Source organism: Chryseobacterium sp. HR92, from assembly GCF_045689405.1.
Lineage (GTDB): Bacteria > Bacteroidota > Bacteroidia > Flavobacteriales > Weeksellaceae > Chryseobacterium > Chryseobacterium viscerum_A.
Window position 1 is genome coordinate 4,588,118 of the sequence record NZ_CP139139.1, and the last position, 22,243, is coordinate 4,610,360.

Here is a 22,243-nt window from a genome sequence, read left to right on the forward strand (position 1 = left end):
AAACAACATAAAGTTAATTATTAATAATAAATTAAAACAAAAAGAAAACAATTCAAATAAATAATTTAAAATTAATTATCATTTCACAATATAATCAAGAATAGGATAATCAATACTGCTTATTGTATTATGAAATTCTATTTGTTCAAATATTTGAATCAGATTTTTTCCTTTCTTCAGCCATACTCCAGGAATGTAAAGGGTTTGTTGGGGCCCAGCAGTATTCCAGTATCTGCCTGCATTTCTTCCATTGATGAAAACAATTCCTTTTCCAAATTTCCTCATATCAAGAAAAGTATCTCCCGTTTCATCAAGTGTAAATTCTGCTTCCTGAATTACGGGTGAATGATCTTCAATTTTTTTATTTTTAAAAGTATGTTCAGGAAATGTATTAAATGGTAAAGGAAGCATTTCCCAGTTTCCATAGATCTCAACCCCATCAATTTTTACAGGACTGATAATCCCTTTTAGGTTATGAACAATCTCTGCCCCGTAATTGATTCTGCCCATATTTTCAACCAGAATTTCCAACCGGTCTCCGGATTTGATTTCAATATCCAGATCATACTTTTTGTTTACCCTGTTCAACTCTCCTTTCCATTTCCCATTGATGTAGATGTTTGCATAATCACGTAATCCTTTTATCTCAAGTTTTCCCTTCTGATCTTTTTCAAAATTTCTTCTGTAGAGAATATATCCGCTGCCAATATTCAGATCTTCAAAGGTGAGTGGCTGGTCACTGACAATTGGTTTTTGCCGATCAGTAAGATCAAAAAGACTATTTACTTTTGAAAATTTAATGGTGGGAATTGTGATGACTTTCATCGGCCTGGGAACATCAGGAAGTCTGCTTTTGTTTATTTTTTGAAAAACTTCTCTCAGTGCATTATATTTGGGGGTAGCCCATCCTGCTTCACTGATAGGAGCATCATAGTCATAGCTAGTAAGATCCGGCTGTATATCATGGTCTTTATCATAATTGGCACCGCTTGTAAAACCGAAGTTGGTTCCACCATGAATCATGTAATAATTAAATGAGACTCCATTTTCCAGATAGAGTTTTGTCTGCTTTACCACCTCTTCTGTAGAAACTTTCACAAAAGGTTCTGCCCAATGATCCAGCCATCCCGGATAGTATTCAGCAACCATATAAGGACCCTTGCCTCCATTATATTCATTGATACTTTTCTTTAGAATATCAATGTCACTTTCTCCATTTGCTGTGGGTAAGGCACCTTCAATAGAGCCTCCTTTAAAAAGTGAACTCCCATCCGAGGTAAACAACGGCACTGAAATCCCGCTTTTCAAAAGCATCTCTTTTATCTTGTGGCTGTATTTTCTGTGCTCTTCCAAAGGAATATCTTTTCTCTGAACCACATAAGACCCAAATTCATTTTCTGCCTGTACCATAATTACCGGACCACCATTATTGATCTGCAACGGTACAATTTGTTTTGCCAACTGATTGATATATTTCCGGCATTCATCTAAAAAAGCTTGGTTATCCCTTCTTATTTCAAGGTCTTTATTGTTTTGCAGCCACCACGGATAACCCCCAAATTCCCATTCAGCACACACATAGGGCCCAGGGCGGATAATGACATATAATCCTACTTCCTGTGCCGTTTTTATAAACTTCTGTAAATTTTTTTCACCCGAAAAATTCCACTTCCCAGGAGATTCTTCATGATAATTCCAAAATACATAAGTAGTAACTGTATTTAAGCCCATTGCTTTCATCATCTCCAATCTGTGTTTCCAATATTCTGATGGAACTCTCGGATAGTGCATTTCTCCTGAATATACTGTAAATGGTTTAGCGTTTAAGAAGAAACTCCCATCTTTAATTTCAAATTTCCCTTTTTGAGAAAACATGGTATTCAAGGAGAAAAATAAAAGAATTATACATAAATAACGGTTAAAATTTCTCATATTGTAAGGCATGATTTTTGTAAAATTAAAATATAAAAATCATATTGAATATCAAATAATATAATCATGAAAAAAGGTCTTTTAGCATTAGGTGCCGTATTGGTACTATTTGTAGTCAGCTGTAAAAAAAGTGAAAGCGGAAACAAAAGCATTATCAAAACAGACAGCTCAGAAACTGTAGTTACAGACAACAATGGAAAAATAGATTCGGTAACACAAAGTTCTTCTACTGTAGACATCAACGGAAAGAAAATTGAGAAAACAGATTTTGTTTATAAAGCTACTGATGGAACATTGGTAAAAGTAGTATTCAAAAACGATCCGAAAGAAAGTACAGTAGCCATTACCAGCAACAAGAAAACATTTACATTACCTAAGACAGAAACCAAAGGTGATGAAACGATTTACAAGAAAGATGATATGACAGCAAGGGTAAAAGGTGATAGCCTTCATCTTGAACAGGGTAATAATCTGATAGAATTGAAAAGAACAAAAATCTAAGATAGCAATGTCCCTCAATATAAAGGGACATTTTATTTTTATATATCTTAAATCTTTTTAAGCCATAATTTCTATCAACAAAATATGATTGCTTAAATTATTATATATAAAAAAACCATCCGGATTCCGGATGGTTTTTTTATATATCTGAATGAATATTATTCTTCAGTTTTTTCTTCAGTAGTGTCAGCTTTAGCTTCTTCTACTTTCTCTTCTACTGCAGGTGCTTCAGCTACTACAGCTTCAGCTTTTTTAGGTGCAGCAGTTGATCTTCTGCTTCTTCTTGTAGCTTTTTTCTCTTCAGCATTAGGGTTGTAAAGCTCGTTGAAATCTACTAATTCGATAAGAGCCATATCAGCAGCATCACCTGGTCTGAAACCTGTCTTAATGATTCTTGTATAACCACCGTTTCTTTCAGCGATTTTAGGAGCTACAGTTCTGAATAATTCAGCAACCGCAAATTTATTTTGAAGGTAAGAGAATACTATTCTTCTGTTGTGTGTAGTATCTTCTTTTGCTTTTGTTAATAGAGGCTCAACATATACTCTTAAAGCTTTAGCTTTAGCTACAGTAGTGTTGATTCTTTTATGCTCAATTAGAGAACAAGCCATATTAGAAAGTAAAGCGCTTCTGTGAGAAGCTGTTCTTCCTAAGTGATTGAATTTTTTACCGTGTCTCATTATTAATTATTTATCAGCGTCTAACTTATATTTTGCAACGTCGAAACCGAAGTTAAGACCTTTTGAATGCACTAATTCTTCTAGTTCTGTCAAAGATTTTTTACCAAAATTTCTGAATTTCATCAAATCAGACTTACTGTAAGAAACCAATTCTCCAAGAGTTTCTACTTCAGCTGCTTTTAGACAGTTAAGGGCTCTTACTGAAAGATCCATATCTGCTAATTTAGACTTAAGAAGTTGTCTTGTGTGAAGAGTTTCTTCATCATATTGGATAGATGCTTTTACAGCTTCCGTTTCAAGCGTGATTCTCTCATCAGAGAATAGCATGAAGTGATAAATTAATATCTTAGAAGCTTCTGTTAAAGCATTCTGAGGGCTGATAGACCCATCAGTTTCTATATCTAATACAAGTTTTTCGTAGTCTGTTTTTTGCTCTACACGATAATTTTCAATGCTATATTGTACTTTCTTGATCGGCGTAAAAATAGAGTCGATAGCAATAGTTCCTACAGGAGCATTGTTTGACTTATTTTGTTCAGAAGGCACATACCCTCTACCTTTTTCAATATTGAAAGTAATTTCGAAAGTTACATCACTGTTTAGGTTGCAAATCACTAAATCTGGGTTTAAAACCTCAAATCCATTGATAGACTTTCCTAAATCACCAGCAGTAATAACCGTCTGACCTGAAACTTTAGCAACAACCTGCTCGTTAGCCTGGCCTTCTGCTGCAGCTTTTAATCTTACCTGCTTAAGGTTAAGAATAATTTCGGTAACATCTTCGATTACTCCTGGAATAGTTGAAAATTCGTGCTCTACACCTTCTATTTTGATAGATGAAATAGCGTATCCTTCCAGAGAAGAAAGCAACACTCTTCTCAAAGCATTACCGATTGTAAGCCCGAAACCTGGTTCTAAAGGTCTGAATTCGAATTGACCTTTAAATTCATCAGAGTTAAGTAAAATTACTTTATCGGGTTTTATGAATTGTAAAATTGCCATATTATTGGGTTGAGCAAAAATTTGATTAAAAAATTATTTAGAGTAAAGTTCCACGATAAGGTTCTCCTTAATGTCCTCCGGAATCTGGATTCTTTCAGGAGCAGAAATGAAAGTACCTTCTTTCTTCTCATCGTTGAATTGTAACCACTCATAGTTTGACTTAGAAGCCAATGCATTGGTAACAACTTCAAGAGACTTAGACTTTTCTCTTACAGTGATTACATCACCAGCTTTTACCAAGTAAGAAGGGATATTAAGAATTTCTCCGTTCACAGTGATGTGTCTGTGAGAAACTAATTGTCTTGCACCAGATCTAGTTTTAGCAAAACCTAATCTGTACACTACGTTATCCAATCTTGATTCACAAAGTTGTAATAGAACTTCACCTGTTACTCCTTTGCTTCTGTGTGCTTTTTCAAATAAATTAGCAAACTGTCTTTCTAAAATACCGTAAGTATATTTAGCTTTTTGTTTTTCAGCTAACTGAACTGCATATTCTGATTTTTTAGCACCTCTTCTTTTATTAGGACCATGTTGTCCTGGCGGTTGGTTTTTTCTTTTCTCGAAGTTTTTATCATCTCCGTAGATTGCAGCACCAAACTTTCTAGCAATCTTAGTTTTAGGTCCAATATATCTTGCCATAATGGGTAAATTCTAAAAATTAAACTCTTCTTCTTTTTGGTGGTCTACATCCATTGTGCGGCATTGGAGTCACATCAATGATTTCGCTAACTTCAATTCCTGAATTGTGAATAGATCTGATTGCAGATTCTCTACCTGCACCTGGACCTTTCACAAACACCTTTACTCTTCTTAATCCAGCTTCGTGAGCTACAGCAGAGCAATTTTCAGCTGCCATTTGAGCAGCAAAAGGAGTGTTCTTTTTAGAACCTCTGAATCCCATTTTACCGGCAGATGCCCAAGAGATAACCTCTCCACTTTTATTTGTTAAAGAAATGATGATGTTATTGAAAGAAGCTTGAATATGTGCTTCACCAATAGCTTCAACTTTTACTTTTCTTTTTTTAACTACTTTACTTTGTTTTGCCATAATTCCTAACGATTATTTACTTGCCTTTTTCTTGTTAGCAACTGTTTTTCTCTTTCCTTTACGGGTTCTAGAGTTGTTTTTCGTTCTCTGGCCTCTTAAAGGTAATCCTAGTCTGTGACGTATTCCTCGTTGGCATCCTATGTCCATCAATCTCTTGATGTTCAATTGCACTTCAGATCTTAACTCTCCTTCTACTTTAACGTTTTCAGAGATATATGTTCTGATTGCAGCCAATTCATCGTCATTCCATTCGTTGACTTTCTTGTCTTCGCTGATACCGGCAGCTTTAAGGATTTCAGAAGAAGTACTTCTTCCTACTCCATAGATGTAAGTTAAACCGATAACACCTCTTTTGTTTTTTGGTAAATCAATACCTGCAATTCTCGCCATAATTTAATGTTAGCCTTGTCTTTGTTTAAATTTTGGGTTCTTCTTGTTGATTACGAATAGTACACCTTTTCTGCGTACGATTTTGCAATCAGCGCTTCTTTTTTTAATTGATGCTCTTACTTTCATTTTGATAGTATTTATTTTTTACAAATGCCAAATGGAAAGTGTTTTCCATTTGGCTAATTGTTTTAATATCTAAATGTGATCCTCCCTTTCGTTAAATCATAGGGAGACATTTCTAGTTTTACCTTATCACCAGGTAAAAGTTTAATATAGTGCATTCGCATTTTACCAGAAATATGAGCGATAAGGATATGCCCATTTTCAAGTTCTACACGGAACTGAGCGTTCGAAAGTGCTTCCGTTATAACGCCGTCTTGTTCAATATGTTTTTGTTTTGCCATAAATTAATATCCAGTCGTTCTAGACAGTTTAGACTGCATTAAGCCATCATAATGATGATTCAGCAGATATGTATTAATCTGTTGAACGGTATCTAAAATTACACCTACCATAATTAATAGTGACGTTCCCCCGAAAAATAGGGCAAACGCATCTGTCTGAACAAAGCTTCCATGCACAATTGCTGGAAGGACTGCAAAGATAGATAAAAAAATTGCACCTGGCAAGGTAATTTTTGATAAAATATCATCTAAGTAATCTGCTGTCTCTTTCCCCGGTCTTACTTTCGGTACTAAACCTCCATTTCTCTTCAAATCATCAGCCATCTGGTTCACCGGAATTGTAATTGCAGTATAGAAAAACGAGAAGATAATAATTAATAGCGCAAACAATACATTGTACTGCCAGCTAAAAACATTCTTGAAACCTGCAAGAAAAGTGTTAGACTCATCGAATTTTGTTAATAATCCTGGTACGAACATCAATGCCTGAGCAAAGATAATCGGCATTACACCAGCAGCATTTACTTTCAATGGAATCCATTGTCTTGCGCCCTGCATAAGATTCTTGTTTACACCTCCTCTTGCTTGAGCTCTGCTTACATACTGAATTGGAATTTTTCTAACAGCCACAGATAAAATCACGGCTAGAAGAACAACTACCATCCAGAATAATACTTCAATAAGGATCATGATAGATCCCATTCCTCCTTTTCCGTTCTGCACGGCCATCTCCTGTACGAATGCTTCAGGTAGTCTTGAAAGAATACCTACCATAATAAGGATGGAAATACCATTTCCGATTCCTTTGTCGGTAATCTTTTCACCTAACCACATTGCGAATACTGAACCAGCAACCAAGATTACAATACTTGGCAACCAGAACATGATAGAATTTGGCTCTACAAAATATGCAGATTGGAACTGAGCATATGGTAAGAATAATTGAGTAATAGAAGTTAAATAAGAAGGTGCCTGTACCAGACAAACTCCAATTGTTAACCATCTTGTAATTTGGTTCAATGTATTTCTACCTGACTCTCCATCTTTCTGAAGCTTCTGAAGATAAGGAATAGCCATTCCCATCAACTGAACAATAATAGAAGCAGAAATATAAGGCATGATACCCAACGCCATTACGGAAGCGTGGCTGAAAGCTCCCCCCGTAAACGACGAAAGCAAGCCAAGGAGACCTGCTCCTTGCTTGTTACCGCCTTGATTTTTATAATGCTCTAAGAGATCTCCCACCTCTGCAAGGTTAATTGCAGGAAGTGAGATATAAGATGCGAATCTATACACAAGGATAATACCTAACGTAAAGAGAATTTTATCTCGTAACTCCTTTAGGCTCCATATATTTTTAAGTGTTTGTATAAATTCTTTCATTAGTAAGTATTATAAGGTAATTGCTTTTCCACCTGCCTTAGCAATAAGCTCTTCAGCAGATTTAGTGAATTTGTCAGCAGAGATTGAAACCGCTGATTTCAATTCTCCTCTACCCATAATTTTCACTAATTCGTTTTTAGAAACTATCCCGTTTGCTACTAAAACTTCTTTCGTGATATCTCCAGTGATGGATTTGTTCTCGATTAAAGTTTGAATAGTATCAAGGTTAATTCCTCTAAACTCTTTTCTATTTACGTTTTTGAATCCGAATTTAGGTAATCTTCTTTGTAAAGGCATCTGTCCACCTTCGAAACCGATTTTCTGAGAATAACCAGCTCTAGCTTTCTGACCTTTGTGTCCTTTTGTTGAAGTACCTCCTTTTCCACTACCTTGACCTCTACCAATTCTTTTTGAGTTGAAAGTAGATCCTGCAGCAGGTTGTATATTGTTTAAATTCATTTTAATTCTCTTTTATAAAATTATTTTTGAACTTCAAGTAAGTGGCTTACTGCAGCTACCATTCCTAAGATAGAAGGAGTAGCTTCATGTTCTACAACTTGGTGAAGTTTTTTTAATCCTAATGCTTCAAGCGTTCTCTTTTGGGTTTTTGTTCTACCAATAGCGCTTCTTACTTGTTTTACTTTAATTGTTGCCATTGTTTTAATATTAACCGTTAAACACTTTACTTAGAGAAATTCCTCTCATTCTTGCGATCTCTTCAGGTCTTCTGATATCCAATAACGCTTTGAAAGTAGCTTTCACCACGTTGTGAGGGTTAGAAGATCCTTTAGATTTTGAAAGGATATCGTGAATACCAGCAGATTCCAATACCGCTCTTACCGCACCACCGGCGATAAGTCCTGTACCGTGAGAAGCAGGTCTTAAGAAGATATCTGCACCACCGTATCTAGCAGTAGTTTGGTGAGGGATAGTGTGGTTCATTACAGGAACTTTCACAAGGTTTTTCTTAGCGTCTTCAACTGCTTTAGCAATTGCAGAAGCAACCTCTTTAGATTTTCCTAAACCAAAACCGATAATACCTTCTTCATTACCTACTACAACAATAGCAGAAAATCCGAAAGCTCTACCTCCTTTAGTTACTTTTGTTACTCTGTTAACAGCTACGAGACGATCTTTTAATTCTAATCCTCCCGGTTTTACTCTTTCTATATTATCTAGTCCTAACATATTTTCCGAAATTTAATGATTAGAATTTAAGTCCACCTTCTCTCGCACCATCAGCTAGAGCTTTTACTCTACCGTGATATACGAAACCGTTTCTGTCAAATACAATACTTTCGATTCCTGCAGCGATAGCTTTAGCAGCGATAGCTTTACCAACAGCAGCAGAAACTTCAGTCTTAGTACCTTTAGCGTCTACACCTTTTTCTCTAGAAGAAGCTGATGCTAAAGTTTTACCATTTTTATCGTCGATTAACTGAGCGTAAATTTCCTTATTACTTTTATATACAGATAATCTTGGCAATTCAGAAGATCCAGAGATTTTCCCTCTTACTCTTCTTTTGATTCTTATTCTTTTTTCTAATTTACTTAATGCCATAATACTTATAATTTATTAAGCAGATTTACCAGCTTTACGTCTAACAATTTCTCCTACGAATCTTACACCTTTTCCTTTGTATGGCTCAGGCTTTCTGAAAGAACGGATCTTTGCAGTAACCATTCCTAGAAGTTGCTTGTCGTGAGACGCTAAAGTAATAATTGGGTTTTTACCTTTTTCAGTCAATGTATCAACTTTTACTTCACTTGGAAGTTCTAATACGATACCGTGAGAGAATCCTAAAGCTAACTCAAGTTTTTGACCTGCGTGAGAAGCTCTGTATCCTACCCCTACTAGTTCTAGTTTCTTTTCGAAACCTTCTGATACACCAACGATCATGTTGGCGATCAACGCTCTGTATAAACCGTGAAGCGCTTTGTGTTGTTTAGAATCAGATGGTCTGTTTACATTAAGCTCACCATCTTTTTGTTCTAAAGTAATTCCTGCTGTAAGCTCCTGAGAAAGTTCTCCTTTCGCTCCTTTTACAGTTACTACACCGTTGTTTTCAGTGATTGTAACTCCAGCTGGAATTGTTATAATTGCTTTACCAATTCTTGACATTTTCCTCTGATTAAAAATTAATAAACATAGCAGATTACTTCACCGCCTACTTTCTCTTCTCTAGCTTTCTTGTCAGTCATTACTCCTTTAGAAGTAGAGATGATAGAAATACCCAAACCGTTTAGTACTCTTGGAAGTTCAGTAGAACCTTTGTACTGTCTCAAACCTGGTCTAGAAGCTCTTTGAATAGACTTAATAGCAGGTTTGTTAGTTTGCTTATCGTACTTTAAAGCGATTTTGATCACTCCTTGAACAGCGTTATCTTCAAACTTGAAGTTTAAGATATACCCTTGATCAAATAGGATCTTAGTAATCTCCTTTTTGATTTTCGATGCAGGAATTTCCACCACTTTGTGGCCTGCGCTTTGTGCGTTCCTTACTCTTGTTAGGAAATCTGAAATTGGATCTGTTACCATTTTTCTTTTATAAATTATTGGTTAAAGACAATCAGTATTGAAAAGACTTGAAGAGAAAAATATCAGACTTCAGAAAACTTCAGTCTGATATTATTGTTCTTTAGTATCCTGACAACTTAATTGTCCCGATTTTTAATTAGTAATTATTACCAACTAGCTTTTCTTACACCTGGGATAAGACCGTTGTTAGCCATTTCTCTGAAAGTTACTCTGGAAATACCAAACGTTCTCATGTATCCTCTTGGTCTACCTGTTAGTTTACATCTGTTGTGTAATCTTACAGGAGAAGCATTTTTAGGCAATTTTTGAAGTCCTTCGTAATCACCAGCTTCTTTTAAAGCTTTTCTTTTGTCAGCGTATTTAGCAACTAGTGCTTCTCTTTTGCGCTCACGCGCTTTCATTGATTCTTTAGCCATTTCTTAGTTCTTTTTAAATGGTAAACCGAAGTGAGTTAATAATGCTTTAGCTTCTTTATCTGTCTTCGCAGTTGTAACGAAAGTGATGTCCATCCCTTGGATTTTTTTCACTTTGTCAATTACGATTTCAGGGAAGATAATTTGCTCAGTAATACCTAAGTTGTAGTTACCTCTACCATCGAAACCATCTGCTTTGATACCAGAGAAATCTCTGATACGTGGTAAAGCAGAAGAAGTAAGTCTGTCTAAGAACTCATACATTCTGTGAGCTCTCAATGTTACTTTTGCTCCTACAGGCATTCCTTTTCTTAGTTTGAATGCAGCTTCATCTTTCTTAGAGATTGTACCTACTGCTTTCTGACCTGTAATGTTTGTCAATTCTTCTACAGCATAATCAATGATTTTCTTATCTGCAGTAGCATCTCCTAAACCTTGTGATACAACAATTTTCTCTAATCTAGGTACTTGCATGATAGACTTGTACCCAAATTCTTCCATCATTGCAGGAACAATTTGCTCTTTGTATATTTTTTTGGGTCTTGCTATAAATTCCATGTTAATTCAAATTATAAAGTTTCACCCGTTTTTTTGTTAACTCTCACTTTCTTATCTCCTTCGATTTTGTAACCGATTTTGATAGCTTTTCCGTCTTTACCAACTAAAGCTACGTTTGAGATATGAATAGAAGCTTCCTTTTCAGTAATTCCTCCTTGAGGATTTGAAGCTGAAGGCTTAACGTGTTTTTTAACGATGTTAAGTCCTGCAACGATTACTCTAGGGTCTTTTCCTTCTTTCTTAATCACTTCAATAACTTCACCAGTCTTACCTTTGATATCTTTCTTACCAGTAGTAATGATTACGTTATCTCCTCTTTTTATTTTTAACTTTGACATTTCTTTTAAAAATTTTAAAAATTAAAGTACTTCAGGAGCTAATGAAATGATTTTCATATATTCTTTGTCTCTCAACTCACGAGCAACCGGTCCGAAAACACGTGTTCCTCTCATTTCTCCCGCTGCGTTTAGTAATACACAAGCATTGTCGTCGAATTTGATGTATGAACCATCTTTTCTTCTTACTGCTTTTTTAGTTCTTACTACTACAGCTTTAGATACCTGACCTTTTTTAGCGTTTCCTGATGGTGTAGAATCCTTGATAGTAACAACGATTTTATCACCAACTGAAGCATATCTTCTTCTGGTTCCTCCCAGAACTCTAATAACTAGTACTTCTTTAGCACCTGTGTTATCAGCAACTTTTAATCTCGATTCTGTTTGTAACATTATTACTTAGCTTTTTCAATGATTCTTACTAATCTCCATCTCTTGCTCTTGCTCAAAGGTCTAGTTTCTTGGATCAAAACTGTATCACCTTCTGTGCATTCGTTGTTCTCATCGTGTGCAGTATATTTTTTCGTTTTCAAAACGAATTTACCGTACATCGGGTGCTTTACTCTTGTAGTTTCACTAACAACAATAGTTTTTTCCATTTTATTGCTGGAAACCACTCCGATTCTTTCTTTTCTTAAATTTCTATCCATTGTAAAATGAAATTATTGTTTGTTAGTTAACTCAGTGTTTAGTCTTGCGATTGTTTTTCTCAAATCTCTGATTTGAATCGGGTTTTCAATTGGGCTGATTGCATGAGCTAATTTCAATTTAGAATATTGAGCTTTTGCTTCAGTTAATTGAGCTTGAATATCACCCGCGCTTAAATTTTTAATATCAGCATTTTTCATTGTATTCAAAGATTATAGAGGTTTAACAAAATCGTTAGCAACGATGAATTTAGTAACTACTGGTAATTTTTGTGCAGCAAGTCTTAAAGCTTCCTTAGCGATATCGTAAGGTACACCTCCGATTTCAAACATAATCTTACCTGGTTTTACTACAGCTACCCAGTATTCAACAGCACCCTTACCTTTACCCATACGTACTTCCGCTGGTTTCTTAGTAATTGGCTTATCTGGGAAGATTTTGATCCATAGTTGACCTTCTCTCTTCATATATCTTGTCGCAGCAATACGAGCTGCTTCAATCTGTCTTGCAGTGATCCAAGCTCCTTCCGTTGCTTTGATCCCAAAAGTTCCGTAAGCAAGTTGACTACCTCTCTGGGCATTCCCCTTCATCTTCATCTTGTGAACTCTACGGAATTTGGTTCTTTTTGGTTGTAACATAATTTCTAAATTTTAGATTTTAGATTTTAGATTTTAGATTTTTTTTAATTTTAAAAAAGTAACGGTAATTTAAAATTCAAAATTTCTAATCTAAAATTTTAATTATTATTGTTATTGTTGTTGTTTTTTCTAGGTCTTCTGTTGTCTCTGTCTCCTCCTCTGTTTCCTCTGTCTGACTGACCTCCTTTTTTCTGTTGTCCCACTAGTGGAGAAAGTTCTCTTTTACCGTAAACTTCACCTTTCATGATCCAAACTTTTACACCTAGTCTACCGTAAGTAGTGTGAGCTTCTGCCCAGTGGTAATCGATATCAGCTCTGAAAGTTGACAATGGAATTCTTCCTTCTTTGAAAGATTCTGATCTTGCCATTTCAGCACCGTTCAATCTACCAGAGATTTGAACTTTGATACCTTCAGCACCCATTCTCATAGTACTTGCCATTGCCATTTTAACAGCTCTTCTGTAAGAAATTCTGTTTTCAATTTGCTTAGAAATACTATCAGCAACTAATACAGCATCTAATTCAGGTCTTTTGATTTCGAAGATGTTGATTTGAATATCCTTACCTGTAAGTTTCTTCAATTCTTCTTTCAATTTATCAACTTCCTGACCTCCTTTACCGATGATAAGTCCCGGTCTAGCAGTAGTAATTGTAACTGTTACTAATTTTAGTGTTCTTTCAATATAGATTTTTGAAATACCACCTTTAGATAATCTAGCCTCAAGGTATCTTCTGATTTTGTAGTCTTCAGCGATTCTGTCTCCATAATCGTTTCCACCAAACCAGTTAGAATCCCATCCTCTGATGATACCTAATCTATTACCAATTGGATTTGTCTTCTGTCCCATACCTTGATTAATTTTCTTTGTTACCTAAGATTAATGTAACGTGGTTAGATCTTTTTCTGATTCTATACCCTCTACCTTGTGGAGCTGGTCTTAGTCTCTTCAATTGTCTTGCACTATCCACGAAGATTTCTTTAACGATAAGGTTTGCTTCTTCAATATCAGCACCTTCGTTTTTAGTCTGCCAGTTTGCCATAGCAGAAAGAAGTAATTTTTCTAACTTGTTAGAAGCATCCTTCTTAGAATATTTTAGGATATAAAGTGCTTTGTCTACCTGCTCTCCTCTAATGATATCAGCAACTAATCTCATTTTTCTTGGAGAAGACGGGCAATTATTTAATGAAGCTTTTACAACGTCTTTGTTAGCTTCTTTTCTTGCGATTGAACTATCTTGTTTTCTTGATCCCATGATTATCTGCTTCCTTTATTTTTGTTACCACCATGACCTCTGAAAGATCTTGTTGGAGAAAATTCGCCTAACTTGTGACCAACCATGTTTTCTGTAACGTAAACCGGGATAAAAGATTTCCCGTTGTGTACAGCAATAGTTTGTCCTACGAAGTCCGGAGAGATCATCGATGCTCTAGACCAAGTTTTGATAACAGTTTTCTTGTTAGCTTCTATATTTGCCTGAACCTTCTTATCTAAAGTATGATGAATGAACGGTCCTTTCTTAAGTGATCTTGCCATAATTATTTTCTTTTAGATACGATGTAACGGTTAGACACTTTGTTTTTCTTTCTAGTTTTGTAACCTTTAGACGGCATACCGTTTCTAGATCTTGGGTGACCTCCAGAAGAACGTCCTTCACCACCACCCATTGGGTGATCTACTGGGTTCATTACAACCGCTCTTGTTCTTGGTCTTCTACCTAACCATCTGCTTCTACCAGCCTTACCTGATACAGTTAATTGGTGATCTGAGTTGGAAACTGAACCAATCATTGCCATACACTCAGTAAGGATCATTCTTGATTCTCCTGAAGGCAACTTGATGATTGCATATTTACCATCTCTAGAAGTTAATTGAGCTGAAGAACCAGCACTTCTTGCTAAAATTGCACCTTGACCAGGCTTCATTTCAACACAAGAGATTACAGTACCCAATGGAATGTTTTTCAATTTCATTGCGTTACCTACGTTTGGTTCAACGCTTTCTCCTGAAACTACTTTCTGATCAACTTTGATACCGTTTGGAGCGATGATATATCTCTTCTCTCCATCTGCGTACTCTAATAAAGCGATAAATGCAGTTCTGTTTGGATCGTATTCTACAGATTTTACAGTTGCTTCAACGTTTGCTTTGTTTCTTTTGAAGTCAATAATTCTGTATTTCTTTTTGTGTCCACCTCCGGTGTAACGCATGGTCATTTTACCTGTTTGGTTACGTCCACCTGACTTTTTAATACCAACTGTTAGAGATTTCTCTGGTTTGTTGGTAGTAATTTCCTCAAAATTGTTTACAATTCTGAATCTCTGTCCCGGGGTGATAGGTTTTAATTTTCTAACAGACATTACTATTATTTATAATTAATAATTAATTTACAGCAAAAATATCGATAACCTCACCTTCAGCAAGTTTGATTACCGCTTTTTTCAATTTGTTTGTCTTTCCTACTTGAAGACCTTTTTTAGTGTACTTTGAAGAAACCTTCGGAGCATAAATCATTGTGTTAACGTCTGCTACTTTTACACCGTAAGCTGCTTCAACAGCTTTTTTAATCTGGATTTTATTCGCCTTAGGATCAACTAAGAAAGAATAAGAACCTCTTAAATCTGTAAGGTAATTAGCCTTTTCTGAAATAACTGGTTTAATAATAATAGACATGACTTATTTCTTTAAATTTTCCTGGAATTTTTCAACTGCACCTTCGAAGAAAATAATTTCACCTGCATTTACTAAATCGTAAGAACTGATCTCGTTGAAGTTCATTACTTTAGTTTTAGGTAAGTTTCTTGAAGATAAATATACATTCTTGTTAGCTTCAGGAAGAACGAATAAAGATTTTTTACCGTTAAGTTCCAATGCATTTAATACATTGATGAAATCTTTAGTCTTAGGAGCAGCAAAGCTCACATCTTCTAAAACTTTAATGCTGTTGTCTCTCATTTTTTGAGATAAAACAGATTTTTTAGCTAATCTCTTAAGAGCTTTGTTCAATTTGAATCTGTAGTCTCTTGGTTTTGGTCCGAATACTCTACCTCCACCTCTGAAAGTTGGAGATTTGATATCCCCGTATCTAGCAGATCCAGATCCTTTTTGCTTCTTAAGCTTCTTAGTAGAAGCAGTAATTTCGCTTCTTTCTTTCGATTTATGAGTACCTTGTCTTTGTGCAGCAAGATACTGTTTAACTTCTAAGTAAACCGCGTGCTGATTTGGCTCAATTCCGAATACTGTTTCGTCTAGAGTTACTTTTCTTCCGGTCTCTTTTCCTGATGTATTTAATACTACTAGTTCCATTTTCTGATAATTACATAAGAATTTTTAGCTCCCGGAACAGCACCTTTTACTACTAAAAGATTTTGTTCTTGATCAACTTTTAACACTTGAAGGTTTTGAACAGTTACCTGCTCACCTCCCATTCTTCCAGCCATTCTCATCCCTTTGAATACTCTTGAAGGGTCTGAACCAGCACCGATAGAACCTGGAGCTCTAAGTCTGTTGTGCTGACCATGAGTTGCCTGCATTACACCTCCAAATCCGTGTCTTTTAACAACACCCTGGAAGCCTTTACCTTTTGAAGTTCCTGTTACATCTACATACTCACCTTCGATGAATAGATCAACACTTACTACCTCTCCTACTTTTGCTTCAGTAAATCCATCGTGGAATTCTACTAATTTAGCTTTAGGAGTAGAACCAGCCTTTTTAAAATGACCAGCTAACGCTTTACCAACGTTCTTCTCACTCTTGTCATCGAAACCTAATTGAACAGCTGTATAACCGTCTTTTTCTAAGGTTCTGACCTGTAAAATCGAGCATGGACCAGCTTGAATAACTGTACAAGGAATGTTTTTTCCTTCTTCGTTAAACAAAGACGTCATACCGATTTTTTTACCAATAATACCTGACATTGTTTATATTATAATAAAATTTATCCTTTATTTATCACCATTTTTGGGAAGTCTGAAGTAATTTCTACTTTTGATATAGGCATACTACGCTCCTAAAATGAGTGTGCAAATTTATGAATAATTTTATAACTGACAAATATTTTGAGTAAAATATTTTGATTTTTAATCGATTAGGTGATTTTGAAAAAATCCAGAACAGATTTCTCAAAGATTTATTTTGATTTTAAAAAAGAAATCAAGATGAAGGCCTTATTGAGCCATCACTTTTACCCCAACTTCTTCCAGCCCAGCCCTATCTTCAGCACAAATTCCATTATCAGTAATCAGATAATCCACCTGATCCAATCCTGAAATCTTTCCAAATCCTTTTTTATTCAGTTTGGAGGAATCTGCAAGAATTACAGTTTGATCCGCACATTCCATCATAATCTGATTCAGGTGAGCTTCCGCAGCATTGGAAGTACTAATTCCAAACTCCGAATCAATACCGTCTACTCCCAGAAAAAGCTTATTGCAGGAAAACTGTTTTAGAATTCCTTCAGAAATAGATCCTACTATAGAAGTAGAGCTTTTTCGCACTTCTCCACCCAGCTGTATAATATTAATATTAGGATTATTACAAAGCTCAATTGCTACCCTCAAAGAAGATGTGAGTACCGTAAGCGGCCCAAAGTTCACCAGCATTCTGGCAAGATAATGCATTGTTGTCCCAGAAGCTAATATAATACAGTCATTTTCCTGAATCAATGATAAAGCAGCTTTAGCAATAGCCTGTTTGGCTTCCACATTGATATTTTCTTTTTCACCAACATTTTTTTCATAAGCATATCTTACCTGCTTACTTGCTCCTCCATGATTTCTGAAAAGAAGCCCAAGACTTTCGAGATAATTCAGATCCTTTCGGATCGTAACTGAAGAAACATTGAGCTTCTCACACAGATCCTGCACAAGTACATGTCCTTTCTCATCAAGCTCTTTCAGTATTTCATCCTGCCTTGGTAATAGCTTTTCCATTTTATTCGTTTCATCAAAAATACCGTTTTTTTTTTACATCTTAAAATTTCATTTATTTTCTTTTTGCTTTCATTTTTAATTTATATATTTGAAAACGAAACATAAACGAAACATTTATGAAACGAAACGAAGAACTCAGTAAGTTAACCCAAGTAAAAGAATGGGACTTTATTGTCATAGGAGGAGGAGCCAGTGGTTTAGGTTCGGCATTAGACGCAGTAAGCAGAGGATTCAAAACTTTATTGCTTGAATCTCATGACTTTGCAAAAGCAACATCCAGCAGAAGTACCAAATTGGTACACGGTGGAGTTAGATATCTTGCCCAGGGAGATGTCGGATTGGTAAAAGAAGCATTAAAGGAAAGAGGACTCTTAGCAAAAAATGCAGCACATATCGTAAAAAATCAGTCTTTCATTATTCCAAATTACACATGGTGGGGAGGAATCTACTATAAAATAGGACTGTCCATTTATGATTTCCTTGCCGGAAAATTGAGTCTGGGTAAAACGAAGTATATCAGCAAATCAAAAACCGTTGAAAAACTTCCGACTATTGAACAAAATCACTTGATGAGTGGCGTTGTTTACCAGGACGGACAATTTGATGATGCCAGACTTGCGATCAACCTTACCCAAACTATCATTGAAAAAGGCGGAAGTGCGGTTAATTATGTAAAAGTAGTCAACCTTTTGAAAGATGCTTCTGATAAGGTAATCGGTGTGGTTGCAGAAGATCAGTTTTCTAAACAGCAATATCAGATTCATGGTAAAGTAGTCATTAACGCAACCGGAGTCTTTACGAATGACATCCTTAATATGAACAATCCTAAGCATGGTAAACTCGTTGTACCAAGCCAGGGAATTCATCTTGTATTAGACAAGTCTTTCCTGAAAAGTGATGATGCAATTATGATTCCTAAAACCTCAGACGGCAGGGTTTTATTTGTTGTTCCGTGGCATGACAGGGCTTTAGTAGGAACTACAGACACTCTTTTAAAGGATGAAAGCTTTGAACCTCGTGCATTGGAAGAAGAAATTAGCTTTGTCCTAAATACAGCAAGACAATATTTAGCTAAAAAACCTACTCGTGAAGACGTAAAATCTGTTTTCGCAGGACTACGACCTCTTGCCGCTCCTAAAGATGGCAGCAAAAACACAAAAGAGGTTTCCCGCAGTCATAAGGTTATTACTTCAGAAACAGGATTGGTTTCTATTATCGGAGGAAAATGGACTACCTACCGTAAAATGGCAGAAGATACCGTAGATGAAGCTATGAAAATTCATAGGTTGGGAAATAGCCAATCCAAAACCGAACATCTTTCCATTCATGGAAATGTAAAGCCAGAACAGGTAGACAGAACAAATCACCTATATGTTTACGGATCTGATATTCCAGCTATCAAAGCATTGCAGCAAAGCAATCCGCGTTATGCTCAGAAAATCCACCCAGATCACCCTTTCACAGTAGCAGAAATAGTATGGGCCGTAAGAACGGAGATGGCAGAAACTATTGAAGACATTCTGGCAAGAAGAGTACGCTTACTGTTCCTTGATGCAAGAGCTGCTATAGACAGCGCTCATAACGTAGCAAGAATCATTGCTGAAGAAAAAGGATATTCTGAAGAATGGGCTCAGCAGCAGGAAAATGAATTTATTGAATTAGCAAGAGGGTATTTATTAACACCCTATTCACCTAAAGTTATCAACCTAAATTAGCATTATATACATGAATGAAAAACTAATTCTCGCTCTAGATCAGGGGACAACTTCCTCCAGAGCGATTCTCTTCAACCACAGTGGAGAAATCAAATATGTATCGCAAAAAGATTTCGAACAGATATTCCCTACTCCAGGCTGGGTAGAGCACGATCCCAACGAAATCTGGTCATCACAAATCTCTGTAGCCGCAGAAAGTATAGCGAAAGCAGGTATTTCCGGACTGGAAGTTGCCGCGATCGGTATTACGAATCAACGTGAAACTACAATCGTTTGGGACAAAGAAACCGGGGAGCCTATTTACAACGCTATCGTATGGCAAGACCGCAGAACCTCAAAATACTGCGATGAACTGAAAGAACAGGGACACGCGGAAATGATCAAAGAAAAAACCGGACTTGTTCTGGATGCTTACTTTTCAGCGACCAAACTAAAATGGATTCTTGATAATGTAGAAGGAGCCAGACAAAAGGCGGAAGAAGGAAAATTATGTTTCGGAACTGTTGATACCTGGCTTGTCTGGAAACTTACCCGCGGAAAAATGTTTATCACGGATGTTTCCAATGCCAGCAGAACAATGCTTCTCAACATTCATACTTTAGAATGGGATCATGATTTATTAGAATTATTCAACATTCCGAAAACTATTCTTCCTACAGTAAAACAAAGCAGTGAAATATATGGTGAAACTGCCACAACCCTATTCTCTACCAAAATCCCGATTGCCGGAATTGCAGGTGACCAGCAGGCTGCTTTATTCGGACAAATGTGTACCACTCCGGGAATGGTAAAAAACACTTATGGAACAGGATGTTTCTTATTAATGAATACAGGGACTGAAGCAGTTTCTTCTAAAAACAATCTTCTTACTACAGTAGCCTGGAAAATCAATGGAGAAGTTAATTATGCACTAGAAGGAAGTGTATTTGTAGGAGGTGCAGCTATTCAATGGCTGAGAGATGGTCTTAAAATTATTCATTCTTCTGATCAGGTGAACGAACTGGCTGCTTCTGTAGAAGATAACGGCGGTGTTTATTTCGTCCCTGCATTAACGGGGCTTGGGGCTCCTCACTGGGACCAATATGCTCGTGGTACTATTGTAGGAATCACCCGCGGTACCACTGACGGACATATCGCCAGAGCAACACTGGAAGGAATTGCATTTCAGGTTTATGATATTGTAAAAGCTATGGAAGCAGATTCCGGAAGAGCAAGCCTTGAATTAAGAGTAGACGGTGGCGCTTCTGCAAGTGATCTTCTGATGCAGATACAGTCTGACCTATTCGGTTTTAAAATCATACGCCCTAAAACACTTGAAACAACAGCATTAGGAGCAGCCTACCTTGCCGGCCTTGCTGTAGGATACTGGAAAGATGTAGCTGAAATTCAGTCTCAATGGATTGTTGATAAAGATTTCCATCCTCAGTTGGAAAAAGAACATGTTGATAAAATGGTACACTCATGGAGAAGAGCTGTATCACGTTCTCAAAGCTGGATAGAAGATTAATTCACTTATCAAAAAAAACTTATATGACCCCATTTATCGCAGAAGTTATCGGGACGATGCTTCTTATATTATTAGGCAACGGTGTTGTAGCCAATGTTGTCTTGAAAGATACGAAAGGAAATAATTCCGGATGGATTGTTATTACTACCGCATGGGCACTGGCCGTATTTGTGGGAGTAACCGTTGCAGGGCCAATAAGCGGGGCCCATCTGAATCCGGCTGTAACCATTGGTCTTGCGGCTGCCGGAAAATTTTCGTGGGATTTGGTTCCATCTTATATCGCAGCTCAAATGATAGGAGGAATGCTGGGTGCATTTTTAGTATGGCTGTTCCACAAAGATCATTTTGCGATTACTGAAGATGAGGGAGCTAAACTGGCATGCTTCAGTACAGGTCCTGCTATCAGAAAAACATCCTCCAACCTTATCAGTGAGATTATCGGAACGTTTGTACTGGTATTCTGTGTCTTTTACTTTGCAGACCCTAGTATTTCTTTACAGGCAGACCCTACAGCCAAAGTAGGCCTTGGCTCTATTGGAGCAATCCCTGTTACATTTGTAGTTTGGGCGATCGGTTTATCCCTGGGAGGAACTACAGGATATGCCATCAACCCTGCAAGAGATCTTGCCCCAAGAATCATGCACGCCATCTTACCTGTAAAAGGAAGCAGTGATTGGGGATATGCCTGGATTCCTGTTATAGGCCCAATTACAGGTGCTATTATTGCAGCAGTTATATATGGATTTTTAAAATAAAACAAATGATGAAAAAAATCTTAAAGGGAATCTTTCTTCTTGCTATAGGCACAGGAAGATTATTTTCACAGGAAAATGGTGAAACCAAGGAAACCAAAGAAGGAAGGCTTGATTTTACAGCCAACATTCAGAACAATCACTTATGGAGAGGGCTTATTATTACAGACAAGCCTGTTGTGATGGGAAATCTTTCATATGCTTTGGATGCGGAGAAGAAATGGAAAGTGGGAATATGGGGAGCTTCTGCATTAGCGGATGATAAGGACAACACTCATTATAAGGAGATCAATTACTATGTTCAGTATTCTGACGGGCGTTTTTATATTGGATTATGGGATCTTTATAACTCCAGAAACATCAATACTGCAGTGGCCGCTGATGATATCTTCAGCTATTCACAGAGAAGAACAGCCCATATTATTGATTTAAGAACAAATTATACTTTCGGACCTTCTTTTCCAATCAATATTGAAGCTGACATTATGCTGTATGGAGGAGCCAATGCGGGAGAAGTCATTTTGGAAGCTGATGGAAGTTATAAGAAAAACAGATATTCTACGTATGTTCAGGCAAGTTATCCTGTCATCAGTGGTCAGAAAGTAAACCTGGATGCTTTTGTAGGAGCCGGATTTGCTCTTAACGACAAAACCTTTTTGTATGGTAACGGCAAGAACAGCTTCGACATTGTCAATATAGGTGTAAAAGCAGGTAAGGTAGTTAAGATCACAGATCACTACAGTCTTCCTGTATCAATGATGGCCATGTGGAATCCTTCTAACAAATACGCCAGAATTCAGCTTGCAGCAACCGTTTTTTAATCTGAATGAAACTAAATTATAGAAAAACCACTCCTTTTGGGG

General features: G+C 36.6%; 35 protein-coding genes. 5 read left to right on the forward strand and 30 right to left on the reverse strand.

The window, feature by feature from the left end:
- Window positions 1–78: 78 nt before the first annotated feature.
- On the reverse strand, window positions 79–1,932 hold the full coding sequence (locus SFA27_RS20770) for a glycoside hydrolase family 35 protein (RefSeq protein WP_407294629.1): 1,854 nt from the start codon (window positions 1,930–1,932) through the stop codon (window positions 79–81).
- A gap of 66 nt (window positions 1,933–1,998) precedes the next feature.
- Between SFA27_RS20770 and SFA27_RS20775 the strand changes: the two genes are divergently transcribed.
- Complete coding sequence (locus SFA27_RS20775) at window positions 1,999–2,433, forward strand: hypothetical protein (RefSeq protein WP_047376584.1); 435 nt, start codon at window positions 1,999–2,001, stop codon at window positions 2,431–2,433.
- Window positions 2,434–2,591: 158 nt separating this feature from the next.
- Here the strand turns inward: SFA27_RS20775 and rplQ are convergent, their stop codons facing one another.
- From rplQ to SFA27_RS20920, 29 genes are all read right to left on the reverse strand, one after another.
- The gene (gene rplQ, locus SFA27_RS20780; protein WP_047376583.1) at window positions 2,592–3,113 is read right to left on the reverse strand and encodes a 50S ribosomal protein L17; all 522 of its coding nucleotides are present in this window, start codon (window positions 3,111–3,113) and stop codon (window positions 2,592–2,594) included.
- Between the two features lie 6 nt (window positions 3,114–3,119).
- Window positions 3,120–4,115, reverse strand: coding sequence for a DNA-directed RNA polymerase subunit alpha (locus SFA27_RS20785; protein ID WP_047376582.1), 996 nt, complete (start codon window positions 4,113–4,115; stop codon window positions 3,120–3,122).
- A gap of 33 nt (window positions 4,116–4,148) precedes the next feature.
- Window positions 4,149–4,757 (reverse strand): 30S ribosomal protein S4, encoded by a 609-nt coding sequence (rpsD, locus tag SFA27_RS20790; RefSeq protein ID WP_047096812.1) that lies wholly within the window; start codon window positions 4,755–4,757, stop codon window positions 4,149–4,151.
- Window positions 4,758–4,776: 19 nt separating this feature from the next.
- Window positions 4,777–5,166, reverse strand: a complete 390-nt coding sequence (rpsK, locus tag SFA27_RS20795; protein ID WP_047376581.1) for a 30S ribosomal protein S11 — start codon at window positions 5,164–5,166, stop codon at window positions 4,777–4,779.
- A 12-nt stretch (window positions 5,167–5,178) separates the two neighbouring features.
- Window positions 5,179–5,556 carry a 30S ribosomal protein S13 gene (gene rpsM, locus SFA27_RS20800; protein WP_002983260.1) on the reverse strand — a complete coding sequence of 126 codons (378 nt, stop codon included), beginning with the start codon at window positions 5,554–5,556 and terminating at the stop codon, window positions 5,179–5,181.
- A 9-nt stretch (window positions 5,557–5,565) separates the two neighbouring features.
- Window positions 5,566–5,682: a 50S ribosomal protein L36 gene (gene rpmJ / locus SFA27_RS20805; protein ID WP_007839480.1), complete on the reverse strand. Its 117-nt coding sequence runs from the start codon at window positions 5,680–5,682 to the stop codon at window positions 5,566–5,568.
- A 62-nt stretch (window positions 5,683–5,744) separates the two neighbouring features.
- Window positions 5,745–5,960 carry a translation initiation factor IF-1 gene (gene infA / locus SFA27_RS20810; protein ID WP_034684855.1) on the reverse strand — a complete coding sequence of 72 codons (216 nt, stop codon included), beginning with the start codon at window positions 5,958–5,960 and terminating at the stop codon, window positions 5,745–5,747.
- A gap of 3 nt (window positions 5,961–5,963) precedes the next feature.
- Entirely contained in the window at window positions 5,964–7,343 is a 1,380-nt protein-coding gene (secY, locus tag SFA27_RS20815) for a preprotein translocase subunit SecY (RefSeq protein WP_047376580.1), read from the reverse strand.
- Window positions 7,344–7,352: 9 nt separating this feature from the next.
- Entirely contained in the window at window positions 7,353–7,802 is a 450-nt protein-coding gene (rplO, locus tag SFA27_RS20820; protein WP_047376579.1) for a 50S ribosomal protein L15, read from the reverse strand.
- Between the two features lie 20 nt (window positions 7,803–7,822).
- Window positions 7,823–7,999 carry a 50S ribosomal protein L30 gene (gene rpmD, locus SFA27_RS20825; RefSeq protein WP_047376578.1) on the reverse strand — a complete coding sequence of 59 codons (177 nt, stop codon included), beginning with the start codon at window positions 7,997–7,999 and terminating at the stop codon, window positions 7,823–7,825.
- A gap of 10 nt (window positions 8,000–8,009) precedes the next feature.
- The gene (gene rpsE, locus SFA27_RS20830; RefSeq protein ID WP_047376577.1) at window positions 8,010–8,531 is read right to left on the reverse strand and encodes a 30S ribosomal protein S5; all 522 of its coding nucleotides are present in this window, start codon (window positions 8,529–8,531) and stop codon (window positions 8,010–8,012) included.
- Between the two features lie 19 nt (window positions 8,532–8,550).
- Window positions 8,551–8,904 (reverse strand): 50S ribosomal protein L18, encoded by a 354-nt coding sequence (gene rplR, locus SFA27_RS20835; RefSeq protein WP_034694689.1) that lies wholly within the window; start codon window positions 8,902–8,904, stop codon window positions 8,551–8,553.
- Window positions 8,905–8,919: 15 nt separating this feature from the next.
- The gene (gene rplF / locus SFA27_RS20840) at window positions 8,920–9,465 is read right to left on the reverse strand and encodes a 50S ribosomal protein L6 (RefSeq protein WP_047376576.1); all 546 of its coding nucleotides are present in this window, start codon (window positions 9,463–9,465) and stop codon (window positions 8,920–8,922) included.
- A 17-nt stretch (window positions 9,466–9,482) separates the two neighbouring features.
- Window positions 9,483–9,881: a 30S ribosomal protein S8 gene (gene rpsH, locus SFA27_RS20845; protein WP_047376575.1), complete on the reverse strand. Its 399-nt coding sequence runs from the start codon at window positions 9,879–9,881 to the stop codon at window positions 9,483–9,485.
- A 146-nt stretch (window positions 9,882–10,027) separates the two neighbouring features.
- Window positions 10,028–10,297 carry a 30S ribosomal protein S14 gene (gene rpsN, locus SFA27_RS20850; RefSeq protein WP_047376574.1) on the reverse strand — a complete coding sequence of 90 codons (270 nt, stop codon included), beginning with the start codon at window positions 10,295–10,297 and terminating at the stop codon, window positions 10,028–10,030.
- 3 nt (window positions 10,298–10,300) lie between these two features.
- Window positions 10,301–10,852 (reverse strand): 50S ribosomal protein L5, encoded by a 552-nt coding sequence (gene rplE / locus SFA27_RS20855; RefSeq protein ID WP_047376573.1) that lies wholly within the window; start codon window positions 10,850–10,852, stop codon window positions 10,301–10,303.
- Between the two features lie 11 nt (window positions 10,853–10,863).
- Complete coding sequence (gene rplX / locus SFA27_RS20860; protein ID WP_047376572.1) at window positions 10,864–11,190, reverse strand: 50S ribosomal protein L24; 327 nt, start codon at window positions 11,188–11,190, stop codon at window positions 10,864–10,866.
- A gap of 21 nt (window positions 11,191–11,211) precedes the next feature.
- Window positions 11,212–11,580, reverse strand: coding sequence for a 50S ribosomal protein L14 (rplN, locus tag SFA27_RS20865; protein WP_002983226.1), 369 nt, complete (start codon window positions 11,578–11,580; stop codon window positions 11,212–11,214).
- Window positions 11,581–11,582: 2 nt separating this feature from the next.
- Window positions 11,583–11,837 (reverse strand): 30S ribosomal protein S17, encoded by a 255-nt coding sequence (gene rpsQ, locus SFA27_RS20870; RefSeq protein WP_027371715.1) that lies wholly within the window; start codon window positions 11,835–11,837, stop codon window positions 11,583–11,585.
- Between the two features lie 12 nt (window positions 11,838–11,849).
- Entirely contained in the window at window positions 11,850–12,035 is a 186-nt protein-coding gene (rpmC, locus tag SFA27_RS20875; protein ID WP_034694678.1) for a 50S ribosomal protein L29, read from the reverse strand.
- Window positions 12,036–12,047: 12 nt separating this feature from the next.
- The gene (gene rplP / locus SFA27_RS20880) at window positions 12,048–12,473 is read right to left on the reverse strand and encodes a 50S ribosomal protein L16 (protein WP_029297776.1); all 426 of its coding nucleotides are present in this window, start codon (window positions 12,471–12,473) and stop codon (window positions 12,048–12,050) included.
- 98 nt (window positions 12,474–12,571) lie between these two features.
- Complete coding sequence (rpsC, locus tag SFA27_RS20885; RefSeq protein ID WP_034694675.1) at window positions 12,572–13,321, reverse strand: 30S ribosomal protein S3; 750 nt, start codon at window positions 13,319–13,321, stop codon at window positions 12,572–12,574.
- A 7-nt stretch (window positions 13,322–13,328) separates the two neighbouring features.
- Window positions 13,329–13,727 (reverse strand): 50S ribosomal protein L22, encoded by a 399-nt coding sequence (rplV, locus tag SFA27_RS20890; RefSeq protein WP_047096818.1) that lies wholly within the window; start codon window positions 13,725–13,727, stop codon window positions 13,329–13,331.
- Window positions 13,728–13,729: 2 nt separating this feature from the next.
- On the reverse strand, window positions 13,730–14,008 hold the full coding sequence (gene rpsS, locus SFA27_RS20895) for a 30S ribosomal protein S19 (RefSeq protein ID WP_034678015.1): 279 nt from the start codon (window positions 14,006–14,008) through the stop codon (window positions 13,730–13,732).
- Window positions 14,009–14,010: 2 nt separating this feature from the next.
- Window positions 14,011–14,832 carry a 50S ribosomal protein L2 gene (gene rplB, locus SFA27_RS20900; protein ID WP_034678013.1) on the reverse strand — a complete coding sequence of 274 codons (822 nt, stop codon included), beginning with the start codon at window positions 14,830–14,832 and terminating at the stop codon, window positions 14,011–14,013.
- 22 nt (window positions 14,833–14,854) lie between these two features.
- Entirely contained in the window at window positions 14,855–15,145 is a 291-nt protein-coding gene (rplW, locus tag SFA27_RS20905) for a 50S ribosomal protein L23 (RefSeq protein ID WP_047376571.1), read from the reverse strand.
- 3 nt (window positions 15,146–15,148) lie between these two features.
- Entirely contained in the window at window positions 15,149–15,778 is a 630-nt protein-coding gene (gene rplD, locus SFA27_RS20910) for a 50S ribosomal protein L4 (protein ID WP_047376570.1), read from the reverse strand.
- Window positions 15,769–16,392, reverse strand: coding sequence for a 50S ribosomal protein L3 (gene rplC / locus SFA27_RS20915; protein ID WP_047376569.1), 624 nt, complete (start codon window positions 16,390–16,392; stop codon window positions 15,769–15,771). Before rplC ends, rplD begins: the two co-directional genes overlap by 10 nt.
- Before the next feature lie 249 nt (window positions 16,393–16,641).
- Complete coding sequence (locus SFA27_RS20920; protein ID WP_047376568.1) at window positions 16,642–17,406, reverse strand: DeoR/GlpR family DNA-binding transcription regulator; 765 nt, start codon at window positions 17,404–17,406, stop codon at window positions 16,642–16,644.
- A gap of 116 nt (window positions 17,407–17,522) precedes the next feature.
- On the opposite strand from SFA27_RS20920, the gene SFA27_RS20925 reads away from it, so the two are divergent.
- The 4 genes from SFA27_RS20925 to SFA27_RS20940 are packed head-to-tail and all read left to right on the forward strand — an operon-like array spanning window position 17,523 to window position 22,201.
- Window positions 17,523–19,121, forward strand: a complete 1,599-nt coding sequence (locus tag SFA27_RS20925; protein ID WP_047376567.1) for a glycerol-3-phosphate dehydrogenase/oxidase — start codon at window positions 17,523–17,525, stop codon at window positions 19,119–19,121.
- Window positions 19,122–19,131: 10 nt separating this feature from the next.
- Window positions 19,132–20,628: a glycerol kinase GlpK gene (glpK, locus tag SFA27_RS20930; protein WP_047376566.1), complete on the forward strand. Its 1,497-nt coding sequence runs from the start codon at window positions 19,132–19,134 to the stop codon at window positions 20,626–20,628.
- Window positions 20,583–21,383, forward strand: coding sequence for an MIP/aquaporin family protein (locus SFA27_RS20935; protein WP_407294644.1), 801 nt, complete (start codon window positions 20,583–20,585; stop codon window positions 21,381–21,383). The genes glpK and SFA27_RS20935 overlap by 46 nt, the downstream gene beginning before the upstream one ends.
- Before the next feature lie 5 nt (window positions 21,384–21,388).
- Entirely contained in the window at window positions 21,389–22,201 is an 813-nt protein-coding gene (locus tag SFA27_RS20940) for a hypothetical protein (protein ID WP_407294646.1), read from the forward strand.
- Window positions 22,202–22,243: the final 42 nt, after the last annotated feature.

What these genes read in the sequence shown, in the direction of transcription:
- rpmD (WP_047376578.1), bottom strand. Translation starts at nt 7,999, where the DNA reads ATGGCAACAATTAAAGTAAAACAAGTAAGAAGCGCTATTGGTAGAACA.
- rplV (WP_047096818.1), bottom strand. Translation starts at nt 13,727, where the DNA reads ATGGGATCAAGAAAACAAGATAGTTCAATCGCAAGAAAAGAAGCTAAC.
- rplQ (WP_047376583.1), bottom strand. Translation starts at nt 3,113, where the DNA reads ATGAGACACGGTAAAAAATTCAATCACTTAGGAAGAACAGCTTCTCAC.
- SFA27_RS20775 (WP_047376584.1), top strand. Translation starts at nt 1,999, where the DNA reads ATGAAAAAAGGTCTTTTAGCATTAGGTGCCGTATTGGTACTATTTGTA.
- secY (WP_047376580.1), bottom strand. Translation starts at nt 7,343, where the DNA reads ATGAAAGAATTTATACAAACACTTAAAAATATATGGAGCCTAAAGGAG.
- rplC (WP_047376569.1), bottom strand. Translation starts at nt 16,392, where the DNA reads ATGTCAGGTATTATTGGTAAAAAAATCGGTATGACGTCTTTGTTTAAC.
- rplP (WP_029297776.1), bottom strand. Translation starts at nt 12,473, where the DNA reads ATGTTACAACCAAAAAGAACCAAATTCCGTAGAGTTCACAAGATGAAG.
- rpsD (WP_047096812.1), bottom strand. Translation starts at nt 4,757, where the DNA reads ATGGCAAGATATATTGGACCTAAAACTAAGATTGCTAGAAAGTTTGGT.
- SFA27_RS20785 (WP_047376582.1), bottom strand. Translation starts at nt 4,115, where the DNA reads ATGGCAATTTTACAATTCATAAAACCCGATAAAGTAATTTTACTTAAC.
- rplW (WP_047376571.1), bottom strand. Translation starts at nt 15,145, where the DNA reads ATGTCTATTATTATTAAACCAGTTATTTCAGAAAAGGCTAATTACCTT.
- SFA27_RS20940 (WP_407294646.1), top strand. Translation starts at nt 21,389, where the DNA reads ATGATGAAAAAAATCTTAAAGGGAATCTTTCTTCTTGCTATAGGCACA.
- rpmJ (WP_007839480.1), bottom strand. Translation starts at nt 5,682, where the DNA reads ATGAAAGTAAGAGCATCAATTAAAAAAAGAAGCGCTGATTGCAAAATC.
- rplX (WP_047376572.1), bottom strand. Translation starts at nt 11,190, where the DNA reads ATGTCAAAGTTAAAAATAAAAAGAGGAGATAACGTAATCATTACTACT.
- SFA27_RS20770 (WP_407294629.1), bottom strand. Translation starts at nt 1,932, where the DNA reads ATGAGAAATTTTAACCGTTATTTATGTATAATTCTTTTATTTTTCTCC.
- rpsS (WP_034678015.1), bottom strand. Translation starts at nt 14,008, where the DNA reads ATGGCAAGATCACTTAAGAAAGGACCGTTCATTCATCATACTTTAGAT.
- rpsC (WP_034694675.1), bottom strand. Translation starts at nt 13,321, where the DNA reads ATGGGACAGAAGACAAATCCAATTGGTAATAGATTAGGTATCATCAGA.
- rplE (WP_047376573.1), bottom strand. Translation starts at nt 10,852, where the DNA reads ATGGAATTTATAGCAAGACCCAAAAAAATATACAAAGAGCAAATTGTT.
- rplB (WP_034678013.1), bottom strand. Translation starts at nt 14,832, where the DNA reads ATGTCTGTTAGAAAATTAAAACCTATCACCCCGGGACAGAGATTCAGA.
- rpsH (WP_047376575.1), bottom strand. Translation starts at nt 9,881, where the DNA reads ATGGTAACAGATCCAATTTCAGATTTCCTAACAAGAGTAAGGAACGCA.
- rpmC (WP_034694678.1), bottom strand. Translation starts at nt 12,035, where the DNA reads ATGAAAAATGCTGATATTAAAAATTTAAGCGCGGGTGATATTCAAGCT.
- rpsN (WP_047376574.1), bottom strand. Translation starts at nt 10,297, where the DNA reads ATGGCTAAAGAATCAATGAAAGCGCGTGAGCGCAAAAGAGAAGCACTA.
- SFA27_RS20935 (WP_407294644.1), top strand. Translation starts at nt 20,583, where the DNA reads ATGGAGAAGAGCTGTATCACGTTCTCAAAGCTGGATAGAAGATTAATT.
- rpsK (WP_047376581.1), bottom strand. Translation starts at nt 5,166, where the DNA reads ATGGCAAAACAAAGTAAAGTAGTTAAAAAAAGAAAAGTAAAAGTTGAA.
- rplN (WP_002983226.1), bottom strand. Translation starts at nt 11,580, where the DNA reads ATGTTACAAACAGAATCGAGATTAAAAGTTGCTGATAACACAGGTGCT.
- rplD (WP_047376570.1), bottom strand. Translation starts at nt 15,778, where the DNA reads ATGGAACTAGTAGTATTAAATACATCAGGAAAAGAGACCGGAAGAAAA.
- rpsQ (WP_027371715.1), bottom strand. Translation starts at nt 11,837, where the DNA reads ATGGATAGAAATTTAAGAAAAGAAAGAATCGGAGTGGTTTCCAGCAAT.
- infA (WP_034684855.1), bottom strand. Translation starts at nt 5,960, where the DNA reads ATGGCAAAACAAAAACATATTGAACAAGACGGCGTTATAACGGAAGCA.
- SFA27_RS20920 (WP_047376568.1), bottom strand. Translation starts at nt 17,406, where the DNA reads ATGGAAAAGCTATTACCAAGGCAGGATGAAATACTGAAAGAGCTTGAT.
- glpK (WP_047376566.1), top strand. Translation starts at nt 19,132, where the DNA reads ATGAATGAAAAACTAATTCTCGCTCTAGATCAGGGGACAACTTCCTCC.
- rpsM (WP_002983260.1), bottom strand. Translation starts at nt 5,556, where the DNA reads ATGGCGAGAATTGCAGGTATTGATTTACCAAAAAACAAAAGAGGTGTT.
- rplO (WP_047376579.1), bottom strand. Translation starts at nt 7,802, where the DNA reads ATGAATTTAAACAATATACAACCTGCTGCAGGATCTACTTTCAACTCA.
- rpsE (WP_047376577.1), bottom strand. Translation starts at nt 8,531, where the DNA reads ATGTTAGGACTAGATAATATAGAAAGAGTAAAACCGGGAGGATTAGAA.
- rplR (WP_034694689.1), bottom strand. Translation starts at nt 8,904, where the DNA reads ATGGCATTAAGTAAATTAGAAAAAAGAATAAGAATCAAAAGAAGAGTA.
- rplF (WP_047376576.1), bottom strand. Translation starts at nt 9,465, where the DNA reads ATGTCAAGAATTGGTAAAGCAATTATAACAATTCCAGCTGGAGTTACA.
- SFA27_RS20925 (WP_047376567.1), top strand. Translation starts at nt 17,523, where the DNA reads ATGAAACGAAACGAAGAACTCAGTAAGTTAACCCAAGTAAAAGAATGG.